This window comes from Altererythrobacter lutimaris (assembly GCF_013371495.1).
Classification (GTDB): Bacteria; Pseudomonadota; Alphaproteobacteria; order Sphingomonadales; family Sphingomonadaceae; genus Erythrobacter; species Erythrobacter lutimaris_A.
Genome location: NZ_JABWTA010000001.1, coordinates 285,786 through 298,487 on the forward strand (window position 1 = coordinate 285,786; position 12,702 = coordinate 298,487).

General features: G+C 56.2%; 10 protein-coding genes. 8 read left to right on the top strand and 2 right to left on the bottom strand.

The genetic code is table 11. The annotated features are described in order from the left end of the window. Nucleotides 1-24: 24 nt before the first annotated feature. From HUO12_RS01365 to HUO12_RS01390, 6 genes are all read left to right on the top strand, one after another. Nucleotides 25-1,503 carry a pilus assembly protein gene (locus tag HUO12_RS01365; protein ID WP_176271903.1) on the top strand — a complete coding sequence of 493 codons (1,479 nt, stop codon included), beginning with the start codon at nucleotides 25-27 and terminating at the stop codon, nucleotides 1,501-1,503. Then, nucleotides 1,500-2,129, top strand: a complete 630-nt coding sequence (locus tag HUO12_RS01370) for a TadE/TadG family type IV pilus assembly protein (protein ID WP_176271904.1) — start codon at nucleotides 1,500-1,502, stop codon at nucleotides 2,127-2,129. The genes HUO12_RS01365 and HUO12_RS01370 overlap by 4 nt, the downstream gene beginning before the upstream one ends. Then, nucleotides 2,126-2,755 (top strand): TadE/TadG family type IV pilus assembly protein, encoded by a 630-nt coding sequence (locus HUO12_RS01375; protein ID WP_176271905.1) that lies wholly within the window; start codon nucleotides 2,126-2,128, stop codon nucleotides 2,753-2,755. The genes HUO12_RS01370 and HUO12_RS01375 overlap by 4 nt, the downstream gene beginning before the upstream one ends. Before the next feature lie 119 nt (nucleotides 2,756-2,874). Beyond that, nucleotides 2,875-3,183 (top strand): metalloregulator ArsR/SmtB family transcription factor, encoded by a 309-nt coding sequence (locus HUO12_RS01380; protein WP_176271906.1) that lies wholly within the window; start codon nucleotides 2,875-2,877, stop codon nucleotides 3,181-3,183. 31 nt (nucleotides 3,184-3,214) lie between these two features. Beyond that, nucleotides 3,215-3,859 (top strand): SdpI family protein, encoded by a 645-nt coding sequence (locus HUO12_RS01385; protein WP_232367271.1) that lies wholly within the window; start codon nucleotides 3,215-3,217, stop codon nucleotides 3,857-3,859. Continuing rightward, the gene (locus HUO12_RS01390; RefSeq protein ID WP_176271908.1) at nucleotides 3,856-4,827 is read left to right on the top strand and encodes an alpha/beta hydrolase; all 972 of its coding nucleotides are present in this window, start codon (nucleotides 3,856-3,858) and stop codon (nucleotides 4,825-4,827) included. The genes HUO12_RS01385 and HUO12_RS01390 overlap by 4 nt, the downstream gene beginning before the upstream one ends. A gap of 3 nt (nucleotides 4,828-4,830) precedes the next feature. Here the strand turns inward: HUO12_RS01390 and typA are convergent, their stop codons facing one another. Continuing rightward, complete coding sequence (gene typA, locus HUO12_RS01395) at nucleotides 4,831-6,663, bottom strand: translational GTPase TypA (protein WP_176271909.1); 1,833 nt, start codon at nucleotides 6,661-6,663, stop codon at nucleotides 4,831-4,833. Nucleotides 6,664-6,948: 285 nt separating this feature from the next. Between typA and HUO12_RS01400 the strand changes: the two genes are divergently transcribed. Beyond that, nucleotides 6,949-9,597: a TonB-dependent receptor gene (locus tag HUO12_RS01400; RefSeq protein WP_176271910.1), complete on the top strand. Its 2,649-nt coding sequence runs from the start codon at nucleotides 6,949-6,951 to the stop codon at nucleotides 9,595-9,597. Nucleotides 9,598-9,710: 113 nt separating this feature from the next. Beyond that, nucleotides 9,711-10,163 (top strand): RDD family protein, encoded by a 453-nt coding sequence (locus HUO12_RS01405; protein ID WP_176271911.1) that lies wholly within the window; start codon nucleotides 9,711-9,713, stop codon nucleotides 10,161-10,163. A gap of 10 nt (nucleotides 10,164-10,173) precedes the next feature. On the opposite strand, the gene HUO12_RS01410 is transcribed toward HUO12_RS01405, so the two are convergent. Next, complete coding sequence (locus tag HUO12_RS01410) at nucleotides 10,174-12,699, bottom strand: ABC transporter permease (RefSeq protein WP_176271912.1); 2,526 nt, start codon at nucleotides 12,697-12,699, stop codon at nucleotides 10,174-10,176. Between the last annotated feature and the right edge of the window lie 3 nt (nucleotides 12,700-12,702).

The following is a 12,702-nucleotide window of genomic DNA, read 5'->3' on the forward strand; positions in this document are numbered from 1 at the left end:
AATAGTGCATCGATTGGTAGAACCATGACACAACGTAGAACCGGAATCCTGTCACACCTTGCTCGCGATAGCCGCGGCAACACCACGCTTATGGTGGGTGCAGCCTTGCTCCCGCTCATGGCGCTGATCGGTGGTGGCTTGGACATGAGCGTGTCCTACATGGCCCGCGCGAAGCTTCAGAATGCTTGTGACTCAGCCGTACTCGCTGGCCGCCAATCGATGGAAGGCACCGACTGGAAGAACAAGAATAAGCAGGAAGCGCAAAAGTTCTTCGACTTCAACTTCCCGGGTAATGCCTATGGTGCCCGCAATACGAAGTTCGATATCGATCAGAATGCAAGTGATTCCCAAGAATTGATTGGCACTGCGAGCGCGTCAATCCCGACGTCGATCATGAAGATCTTCGGCTACGACACTATCGAGATTGCTGTGTCTTGTGATGCCAAGCGCGAGCAAGGCCACAACGATGTTGTGCTCGTACTCGACACGACTGGTTCAATGAATGACGCACCGTCAGCGGGCGGCGCTTCCAAGATTTCTCGCCTCCGCACAGGCGCCTCTGGCCTTTATCGTGCGCTTGATGATGGTTCGAATTCGGAGACGCGTTACGGGATCGTTTCCTACTCGCACACTGTCAATATCGGCCGATCGCTTCGCAATCGCGATTTTCTCAAAGAACAAGAGTACATCAACTTCTGGTGCAACAATGGCTGGTGTTATTACAACACCAAGCAAGTGCACATCAACAACTCGTCCTGGAACAATGTGACGGGCGATGATCAGGGCAACCTGCAAGCATTCCGCACTAGCGGAGACGCATGTATCGAAGAGCGCTCTACAGTGGGCTATGGCGACTCAGGCATTGAGATCAAGGACTACATCAAGGATGACGACATCGATCTCCTGCCGGCTAATGCCAACGATACAAAGCTGCAGTTTGGTCGCTATGACCCAGCCATTCAGGAAGGCGAATCCCAGTCAGGCTGCCCGTCTGAATCGTCGAAACTACAGAAGTATGCGGACGAAGCCTCTTTCAATGCGGCTATCAATGCAGCTACGGCACGGGTAACCGGCGGTACGTATCATGACATTGGCATGCTGTGGGGCACGCGCTTTATCTCGCGCACCGGCTTCTTTGCATCAGAGAACCCTGACGACATCAATGGAATCCCGGTTCGTCAGCACATCGTCTTCATGACTGACGGTAAGCTGGACACTGGTGGCCGTCTCTACTCGGCGCATGGGATCGAAGATTTCCAGGCGCGCACGCAGGGCACGGGAACCCGCAGCCAGAAGCACATTGACCGCTTCGCATCGGTCTGCGCCCGCGCCAAATCTCGTGATGTCACGGTCTGGGTTATCGCGCTCGATGTGACAGATATTGCGGATATTAAGCCTTGTGCAACTAGTGATGACCATTTTTACACGAGTGACGGGTCTGATCTTGAGCAAGTGTTCGAGCGGATCGGTCAGGGCATTGGCAATTTGAGGCTGACACGATGATTGCAACCTTGGCGAACATCATTCGCGGCAAGCGCAGCGAAGACGGATTGGCGGCGACCGAGTTCGGTTTGATCGCCATTCCGCTCTTCATCATGCTGCTGGGCGGAATGGATCTTGCGCACCAGGCTTACTCGCGAGCGCTATTGCAGGGTGCGCTCAACGATGCCGCTCGTCGCGCATCGGTTGAGGATCCAAGCTTCACAGCCGCGGGATCAACTCTGGAAGAGCGGATCAAGAACACCGTTACATCCCAAGTGAGCTATATCGCGCCAAAGGCAAGTTACAACGTCAAGATCAGCAACTATTTTGATTTTGCCGGGGTAGGTAAACCAGAAAAACTTCTGACGGATGTCGATGGCAATGGCCAGTACGATGAAACTGACGGCGATTGCTTTGAAGACCTGAACGACAATGGAAGTTACGATCTGGATGCCGGCCGGACAGGTGTCGGCGGCTCGGATGACGTTGTCTTCTACGAAGTGACGATGAGCATGCCGCGCCTGTTTCCCATGGCAAATCTGATGGGGCTCGACGACACGATGGAGACCACAGCGGAAGCTGCCATTCGTAACCAGCCCTATGCGACACAAGCTGTTGTCCCGACCGTTTGCGGAGAACCGGCATGAGCTACAAGTTTCTCAAGCGATTGCATGATGCGCGCGAAGGTGTCGCGATGGTCGAATTTGGCCTCGTCGCGCCCATTCTCTTGCTTATGATCCTTGGCGGTCTTGAAGTGGTGAATTATGCATTGTCGCATATGCGGATCAGCCAAATGGCAATGACGGTTGCAGACAATGCCGGCCGCGTCCCAACAAGTATCGACGAGGCGAACATCTATGAGGTGTTTGCTGGTGCTCAGGTGATCGGAGAACCGCTCGAATTCAAGCAGAACGGCCGTCTGATCCTGTCCTCTGTCCAGCTCAACAATGGCAATGGAAACAACAAAGGTCAGATGATCAACTGGCAGCGCTGTTGGGGCGATCTAGCGGTTGAGCCAGCCTATGGTAAGCAGAATAAAGGCCGCAACGACAACAGCCTGAAAGATGGCGTTGGCAAGCCTGGCAAGCGCATCGGTGCATTGGAAGGCACAGCGGTTATGTTCGTTGAAGTGACCTACGACTACCAGCCACTGGTGGCGGGTGACTGGATCCCGACGCAGCAGATCAAGTACGAAAGTGCTTTTAATGTGCGTGGAAGGCAGAACCTCAACATCACCAATGCGCAATCTTTGGCTGTAAACGACTGCACCTGATTGATTGCCATAGACTCCCGGTCAGTCATCGGTCACTGATCGGGGTTTCTTTCAGCCAACAATCGAAAAGCATCACACGATCCTTGACAATAGCTATTTAGCAAATTAGCTAAATAGCTATGACGAGCGTGTTCGAAGCCCTGTCTCATCCAATCCGGCGCGAAGTGCTGGAGCTGCTGAAGAGCGGCGGAATGACTGCTGGCGAATTGTCGGATCGCTTCGATGTTTCGAAGCCCACTATGTCAGGCCATTTTTCCAAGCTGAAGGCTGCCGGGCTGATACTCGGCGAGAACGATGGTGGATCCATTATCTACACGCTTAATCTGTCCACGCTCGAAGAGGCGCTGATGGGCTTCATGTCGCGCGTTCGACGCGAAGAGGACGCAGCGCCGGACGAAGAGCTCAAAATGACAAGGAAGAGTGATTGAAATGAGTTTTAGAGGCCTCTTTTTTGGATCAATGGTCGTCGTGGCAGCTATGGTCGTGTTTGCATTCATAGCTGAATCGCGCCTGCCAGCCGGGACCGAGCTGCCAATCCATTGGAATGCAGCTGGTGTTCCTGACGATTTCGCACCTGCGCTGCAAGCGCTGTTGCTTTCGCCTGCCATCCTTGCTGGAGCGTCTGTGCTGTTTTGGCTGCTTCCTTCACTTGAGCCGCTTCAGAACAAGCTCGAAGGCTCTGCGCCGCTGCTCAAAGTGAGTTGGCTGGGCATCATTCTTCTGATGTGCATCTTGCAGGCCGTTGTCGGTCTGCCTGCGTTTGGCATTGAGATGCCGATCAATGCAGTGTTGCTCGGGGTAGGGCTGCTGTTCCTGCTCATCGGGAATGCTTTGCCAAAAAGCCGTCCCGGTTTCTTTGTCGGCATTCGTACGCCCTGGACTATTACGGACACTGACAACTGGATTGCGACGCATCGTTTGGGTGGCAAGCTCTTCATGCTGGCGGGGGCGATCATTGCAGCCCTATCGCTGGTCCCCGGCATCCTCGAAATGACGGCGGTGGTCGTTGTCACGGCCGTCCTCTTCGCAGCCTTCGTGCCGCTTGTTTACAGTTGGTGGTTCTGGCGTACCCGCGCCAAGACTTCTGGAGGAGACCGTCCATGAGAAAAACACTGATGGGCGTCGCGATGGCGTGTCTCACAGCTTTGGCAATGCCCGCGCCGGCATCGGCCGAGGAGTTGAGTGTCACGCATGAGGGGCTTTCTGGCGCGCTCAAGGGTACATTCCTGCAGAGCGACGTGTCCAATGCACCGGCAGTGCTAATCATTCCCGGATCCGGCCCCACTGATCGCGATGGCAATAGCCCGCTTGGCATCAATGCCGCGAGCTACAGACTGCTCGCGGAAGGGCTAGGTGAAGCAGGCATATCAAGCCTTCGCGTCGACAAACGCGGTATGTTTGGCAGCTCGGCTGCGATCGACAACCCCAACAATGTGACGTTTGATGCATACATCGCTGATACGCTCGCTTGGGCGGAAACGCTGGCAGAGCGAACCGATCAGGATTGCGCCTGGCTCCTCGGGCACAGCGAAGGCGGTGTGGTCGCGCTGGCAACCGTCGCGAGCAGCACAGATGGGATCTGCGGAGTTATTTTGGCTGCGTCACCCGGGCGCCCGGTTGGTGACCTCTTGCGTGAGCAGTTACGTGCAAATCCGGCCAATGCACCGTTGCTAGGCCAAGCTGAGGCGGCGATCTCAGCATTGGAAGCTGGCGAGGACTATGACGCGACCAATCTGCATCCAGCCCTGGTTCCGCTGTTTGGCGCTCAAACCCAAGGCTTCCTAAAGAGCTTCATGGCGTATGATCCTGCAGCGCTTGCCGCTGAATATTCAGGGCCACTGTTGATCCTGCAGCCGGACGAAGACATTCAAGTGGCAATGGCCGACGGGGCCGCGATGCATACAGCGCAGCCGCAATCAAAGCTTGTCGTGCTTGAAGGCGTCAATCACGTGCTGAAGTCAGTGCCCGCAGGCGACCGTGCGGCCAATTTGCAGACCTACGCCAATCCCGATTTACCGCTCGCTGATATGGTGGTTCAAACCATCGCGCGCTTCATCGAAGCGGAAGGCTAAGTCTTACGCTGCTTCCTTCTTGCGCTTCGCTTTCTTGCGCTCATGCGGGCACAAGAGAGCTTTACGCAACCGAATGGATTGCGGTGTCACTTCGACCATTTCGTCATCGTCGATGTAAGCGATCGCTTGCTCCAGGCTCATCCGGCGCGGCGGGGTAAGACGGATAGCGTCATCCTTGCCGGAGCTACGGATATTGGTAAGCTGCTTCGACTTCAGCGGGTTCACTTCCAGATCGTCTGGCTTGGCATTCTCGCCAATCACCATGCCTTCATAGACTTTCATCTGAGGTGCGATGAACAGTTCGCCTCGATCTTCCAATGCGTTGAGTGCGTAGGCGACGCTTTCGCCATCGGAGTTCGAGATCAATACGCCGTTGATGCGACCTTCGATCTGGCCTTTATATGGCCCGTACTTTTCGAACAGACGGTTCATAATGCCAGTACCGCGCGTATCGGACAGAAACTCGCCGTGATAACCAATCAGGCCGCGGGAAGGGGCTGAGAACGTGATGCGCGTTTTGCCTTGGCCGGAAGGGCGCATCTCGGTGAGATCTGCTTTGCGGCGCTGCATCTTCTCGACAACGGTGCCGGAGTGATCATCATCCACATCGATCACAACCGTTTCATACGGCTCCATGCGCTGGCCGGCTTCCTCTCGGAAGAGAACCTTTGGTCGGCTAATGCCGAGCTCGAAGCCTTCGCGGCGCATCGTCTCAATCAGCACCCCGAGTTGCAATTCGCCGCGACCTGCGACTTCGAAGCTGTCTTTGTCATCACTTTCTGTGATGCGGATGGCCACGTTGGTTTCCGCTTCGCGCAGCAAACGGTCGCGGATCATACGGCTGGTAACCTTGTCGCCTTCGCGGCCCGCAAGCGGGCTGTCGTTAACTGCAAAGCGCATCGCCAGCGTTGGAGGATCAATTGGCTGTGCGGCAATTGGCTCGGTCACCGATGGATCGCAGATCGTGTTGGCGACGGTCGCCTTTTCCAAGCCTGCAAGTGCGATGATGTCGCCAGCCTGTGCGCTTTCAACAGGTACACGGTCGAGCCCGTCAAAGCTCATCAGCTTGGTCGCGCGGCCAACCTCGACCACATTGCCGTCCATATCAATAGCGTGGATCGGATCGTTGACCTTGAGTGTGCCGGACTGAACGCGGCCGGTAAGTACGCGGCCCATGAAATTGTCACGGTCAAGAAGCGTCGCAAGGAAGCTGAACTTGCCAGATGTGTCGAGGCCGGGGGCAGGGACGTGCTCTGTTATGAGCTTGAACAGCGGTTCGAGCGAGCCGTCACGTGCGTTCTCGTCTTCGCTTGCATACCCGTCGCGGCCGCTTGCAAACAGTGAAGGGAAGTCGAGCTGCTCGTCATTGGCATCAAGCGAAGCGAACAGGTCGAACACTTCGTCCAGCACTTCTTGCGGGCGGCCATCAGGGCGATCAATTTTGTTAACGACCACGATGGGTTTAAGGCCCAAAGCGAGCGCCTTGCCGGTTACAAACTTGGTTTGCGGCATCGCGCCTTCAGCGGCATCAACTAGCAGGATAACGCCATCGACCATGCTGAGGATACGCTCGACCTCTGCGCCGAAGTCAGCGTGGCCCGGTGTGTCGACGATGTTGATGCGCGTTGTCTCGCCGCCGTTTTCCCACTCAACGCTTGTACATTTGGCAAGGATGGTGATGCCGCGCTCTTTTTCCAGATCGCCTGAATCCATCGCACGCTCTTCCACGCGTTGGTTCTCGCGGAATGTGCCTGACTGGCGAAACAGTTGATCGACCAGAGTCGTTTTGCCGTGATCGACGTGCGCGATAATCGCGACATTGCGAAGCGAAGACATGAGTACAGAAGCCTTTGATACTGCCCAAAGACACCAGCTGACGCTGCGTCAGGGCCGGGGAACGACGTGTTGCGCCGCACAATTTTGCGCGCGCCTAGCGTAATCCTTGGATATTCACAAGGTTTGGCGGTGTGACTCGCTTGCCACACCGCCGTGGCAGCGAAACGTCACCTTTACGATGATTCTTGTACAAATACGGCAGAATGCTAATTTATCAGGTGTTCGGTTGAGCATGAAGGCGTTCTGGGGACGTCGCTTTACCGATTTACTGTGAGAGGAGATCACATGCGTTTTTCTTTTGCCGGCTCTGCCGGTTCACCCCGTTATGCCCTTCTTGCCGGCGTAGCGGCTACAGCCATGTCTGTTCCATCTGTTGCATTTGCACAGGACGAAGCCAGCGATGTTGCGGCTGAGGAAGAGGTCGAGGAGTTTGACAATGTCATCGTTGTGACCGCGACGAAGCGTGAGCAGACATTGCAAGAAACCCCGATTTCTGTGTCGGTCACAAGCGGCGAGACGCTTGAGCAAGCGCAAATTCGCGACGTGCTCGACCTCCAGACTGTTGCTCCTTCACTGCGCGTTAGCCAGCTGCAAAGTTCGTCGAACACCACATTCTTTATTCGCGGTTTCGGCAACGGCGCCAACAACTTCGGACTAGAGCCGTCTGTCGGCGTGTTCATCGACGGCGTTTATCGCTCGCGCAGTGCAGGCGCACTAAGTGACCTTGCAAACGTCCAGCGTATCGAGGTTCTGCGCGGCCCGCAGTCAACGCTGTTCGGCAAGAACGCGTCTGCTGGTGTTATTTCAGTAGTTACCCGTGAGCCGCAATTCGAGTTCGGTGGCAGCGTAGAAGCGAGCTACGGCAATTTCGACGCTCTTATTCTCAAGGCAGACGTAACTGGCCCGCTTGGTGACAGCGTCGCCTGGTCATTGGATGGTTCGTACAACCGCCGCGATGGTTATGCGAATATCGTGAATCTCGACGAAGATTTGTCTGACCGTAATCGCTGGAGCGCTCGCGCTCAGCTGCTTATTGAACCATCGCCAGACCTGAAGGCACGTATCATCGCTGACTATGCGAAGATTGATGAAGTTTGTTGTACGGTTGGGAACATCCTGAATGGTCCGACCGGAGCTGCGATCTTTGGTGTCGGTGGTGCGATCGATCCTGAAAATCTTTTCAGCTATGACACATTCTTGAGCCAGGCTCCCAAGAACACCGTCGACAATTACGGGATTTCAGGTCAGATCGATTGGAACGTCGGCGCGCTTTCTGTCACGTCGATCACTTCTTATCGTAAGCTTGAGAACTTCTTCGATCAGGACATCGACTTCACCAGTGCGGATCTTGCTAGCGAATTCCGCGATCAGGACGTGAAGACCTTTACGCAGGAAGTTCGTGTTGCTTCTGACTTTGACGGACCCTTTAACTTCCTGCTTGGTGGCTACTTCTTCGACGAGTCGATCGAGCAAGAAAGCGAGATCGCAACCGGTGGTGATTTCCGTCAGTATGGTGAGTTTCTTGCCGCAGCGGCAACGGGCGACCCGACGTTTAGCTTCAACACGATTGAAGGGGCACTTGGCCTAGCTCAGGACAGCATCTTCACGACGCCGCTCCTGACTAGCGAGGACTACTCGATGGAGAACCAAGCTTGGTCGATCTTCGGTACGTTCGATTTTGAACCATTCGATGGGCTCGTGCTAACAGCCGGCTTCAACTACACCGATGACAAGAAGGATTTCGCGCTCAGTCAGACGTCATTTGATCCTCTGGCGAACGTCAACCTTGTTGATGCGTTCATTACGATTGCAAGCGGCGGTACAATCACAACGCGCGACCAGTTCTTGGCATTGCCGCAGGCGAATCAGGACGCATTGGCTGCAGGCGCACTCAATCCGCTTGTGAACCCGTTCCTGGGCTTGGCCGACTTCCAGTTCCAGCCTCCATTCCTCAATTTGCCAAATGCGATTGAAGATGGCCGGACACGCGACGATGATTTCTCGTACACGCTGCGCGCAGCATACGATCTGTCTGACCGACTGAACGTCTATCTGAGCTACGCAACGGGTTTCAAGGCGAGCTCTGTCAACCTTTCGCGTGACAGCCGTCCGGCATTTGGTGATTTCATCCCGGGTCCGATCCCGACCAATCCATTGACTATGGATCCACTGAATGCGGTTCTGGGCGGGAGTAACTTCCTTGCCCCATCTTCGCCGATCACTGATGCTGGCCTTCCGATCACGAACCTGACCACAGGATCGCGTTTTGCTGGGCCAGAAGAAGCGACAGTCTGGGAAATCGGCCTGAAGGGCAACCTCCCGGGCGTCGGCTTCAACCTCGCGATCTTCGATCAGGAACTGGAAGGCTTCCAAGATTTCCTGTTCACGGGCACTGGCTTCCAACTGACCAACGCTGGTAAGCAGTCCGTACGTGGTTTCGAATTTGATACGACGATCACACCTGCTGATCCGTTGGTGCTGACCTTCGCAATTACGCACTTGGATCCGCTGTTTGACGAGTTCGTTGACGGTCCTGCTGGCGACCTTTCGGGCACCCGCCCCGCGGGTATCCCAAGCTGGGCGATCTCGACCTCGGCGACATACACGCACGAGTTCAATTCTGGTGCTCGCCTGATCTCACGCGTCGATTACAACCATGAATCGAACGTGCAGATACTGACGGCAGTTGGCGGCTTTGGCTCGCTTGAGAACAACGCGGCAATCGCTCGCAACTACACTCGTGAGATCAACCTTGTGAATGCGTCCATGACGCTGGCCCTCAATAATGGTCTTGAGCTTGGCCTCTGGGGTCGTAACCTGTTCGACGATCAGTACATCTCAACGATATTCCCGAGCGTTGCACAAGCTGGATCGATCTCGGGCTATCCAAGCGTTCCACGTACATATGGTGCGCTCGTCCGCTTCAAGTTCTAAGCTTGAGCAACAAACCTTAGATAAAGGGGTCGGTGAAAACCGGCCCCTTTTTCGTTGTAACGTGTAGTTTTATGTGGTGCATTGCTGTCGCAATCACTGGAGGGAGTGTTTCAATGGAATATGGCGGTTTCTGGATCAGAGTGGGGGCTTATCTCGTCGACTTGGTCATCATGATCATCTTTATGAGCATTGTTGGCTTCATCTTTGGTGAGAATATTTTTGACACGACGTCTGCAGCATCTGTCTCCTACGGCGCGACCGACCTGATCGGATTGATCGTAGGTATTGCCTATTTCGCTGGCTTTGAATCGTCGAGTTGGCAAGCAACACCTGGCAAGCGCGCGCTTGGCTTGATCGTTACAGATTCCAGCGGAGGAAGGATTTCTTTCCTGCGTGCCCTTGGTCGCTACTTTGCAAAAATCCTCTCCGGCCTGATCCTGTTTATCGGATACATCATGGTCGGGTTCACGGAGCGCAAGCAGGGCTTGCATGACTTCCTTGCCAGCACGCTTGTCATCAAGGGGCAGCCAGGTACGGCAGGGGTAGATCCGTCAGTCTTTTCCTGAGGATTACCGGCTAAAGTTCGCGTAGCGCGCGGTTCGGTTTCGCTCTCAGCAATGGGAGCGAACCGGCCAGCGCAAAGCCGACCACCAATGTGAGGCCAAATCCGAGGACAGCGAAGACTTCGCCCCAATTGGGCAGCCAGTCGAACTCGAACAGTTGGGTCACGATAACCCAGGCCAGCAGGGTTCCAAGACCCAGAGCTACGCCTGCCAAAAGCAAGGCGAGCAGACCGTATTCCAGTAATTGCATGAGCAAGACCTGTTTGCGGCTTGCACCGAGCACACGCAGGATGACCGTGTCATACATGCGCGCAGCGCGCGCGGCAGCGATGGCTCCCAAGAGCACAGCTAGGCCAGCCAGCACCGCAACGGATGCGGCAGCTAAAGTCGCCAAGGCAACTTGCTCCAGGATAGTGCGTGCTTCCTTCAGGACTTCGCCCACTTCGATAACGGAGCTTGAAGGGAAAGCGCGAACGAGATCGCGCAACAATGTCCGGTCTTCCGCGCCCGGCGTCAGTTCAATCGTCGCCGCAAGGTTATGCGGTGCGTCCGCCAGCGCATTGCGGCTGAACACGAATACATAGTTGAAGCCCATGCTTTCCCAGTCGATCCGGCGCAAGTTCTCGACCCGTGCTGTGCGTTCGACGCCAAGGACGCCGACGGTTATGTAGTCGCCGATTGCAATGCCTGCAGCGGCTGCGAAATCCGCATCGAGCGAGACCAAAGGTTCACCAGTATGTTCGGCAGCCCACCAATCACCTTCCGTCAGCACATTGCCCATCGGAAGCTCGTCTGCATAGGTGAGGCCGCGCTCACCGCGTAGCGCCCAGGCATTGTCAGGAATGCGATCAAGCTCGGACACGCGTTGCATATTGTCTCGCGGGCCATAGGCAAGGACAGCGCCCCGCAGTGTAGGAACAGCGCGAATGTCCGCTTCCGGCAGCTTATCCAGCACCAACTGCTCGAACTCGGCCTGACGCTCAACCGGGATATCGAGCACGAAATAGTCAGGCGCCTGTTGAGGCACTCGCTGCTCGATATTGCCGTTGATCGCGCTTTGTACAGCGGCGAGCAGGACAAAAGCGGCTAGCCCGAAGCCCAGCGCTGTAACTAGTGCTCCCGTTGGCGCACCAGGGCGATGCAGGTTCGCCAGCGCATTGCGGAGCAGCGGATTGCTAGACCGGGGCAATCGCGTCGCCAGATCGCGGATCGCGACGCCGATTGCAGCCAGCAGAGCGAGCGCAAATGCAGCACCGAGCAGGAAGCCAGCAGATAGACGCACATCAGCTGTAGTGGCCAAAGCCAGCGCGCAAATCGCGCCTATGCCCGCGAGCGTCCAAGCGAGCGCACGTTTGTCACGGCCCAGAGGTGCGACGCGAGCACGCATCAGCGCCATGGCTGGAAAGCTGCGGGCGCGTAGCAAGGGCGTTGCAGCAAAGGCGAACGCTACGAGCAAACCATAAGCTGCAGCGAGCACGAGCGGTCCCGGTTCGATCACCACGCCGCGCTCTACAGGCAAGAGTCCTTCCAAGGCGACCGCGAGGACAGGAGTGACACCAACACCGACGAGCAGGCCTGCGATCGTGCCAACGGCGGCCGCCGCAGCGATCTGAAGCGCGTAGATCCGGACGATGTCGCCGCTCTTTGCGCCTAGCACTTTAAGCGTTGCTATGCTTGTTCGGCGCGCTTCCAGATAGGACGCGACACCGCCGCCAATACCGATGCCAGCGATCACAAGCGCGGCAAGCCCGACCAGCGTGAGAAAGTCGCTCATTTGCCGAACAAAACGGTCAGCACCGGGCGAAGCGCGGTCGCGTGTGCGCGTGTCCAGGCCGCTTTCCGGGAATTGTTCTTCGAGAGCTTCTTCGACGGCTTCAGGTTCCTGTCCGGCATTGTCGAATGCTACGCGCACTTTGCTTTCGTAGAGCGAGCCTGGTGCCAGCAGGCCTGCGCGAGCCGGCACTTCTTCGCGGACAATAACGGTAGGCCCAAGCTGGAAGCCTTCGGACAAACGGTCCGGCTCATTGTCGATCACACCTGCGGCTTTCAGATCGACAGTTCCGACTTTGAAAGTTTCGCCAACACCAATACCAAGCCGGTCCAATGCGCTTTGTGCGACCCAAGCTTCGCCGGGGGAGGGCGCGCCTGCTTCGCTTCCGTCTGCTAGCGTGAGAACGCCGTAAAGCGGCCAATTGTCGTCGATGGCTTTCAGTTCGATCGGTGCAGCACCGTCTGCGGTAGTTGCCATGGCTTGCATACGCGTACCGGTGGAAACGCGGCCCAGCGCTTCCAAGGCGGTCATTTCCTCGGTTGAAAGCGGGCGCTGCCAGACTTCGACTTCCAGGTCGCCGCCGAGCAATTCCTGTCCGCGATCCGAAAGTTCGCGTTCGATGGCTGCTGTCAGCGAGCCAATCGCTGCAAGCGCTGCTGTGCCTAGAAATATGCAAACCAGCAGCAAGCGCAGCCCTCGAAAGCGCGCGTTCAGATCACGCTTTGCGATGCGCCAAGCGCCGCTCCATGAGAGAGTTGTGCTGCTCATCAA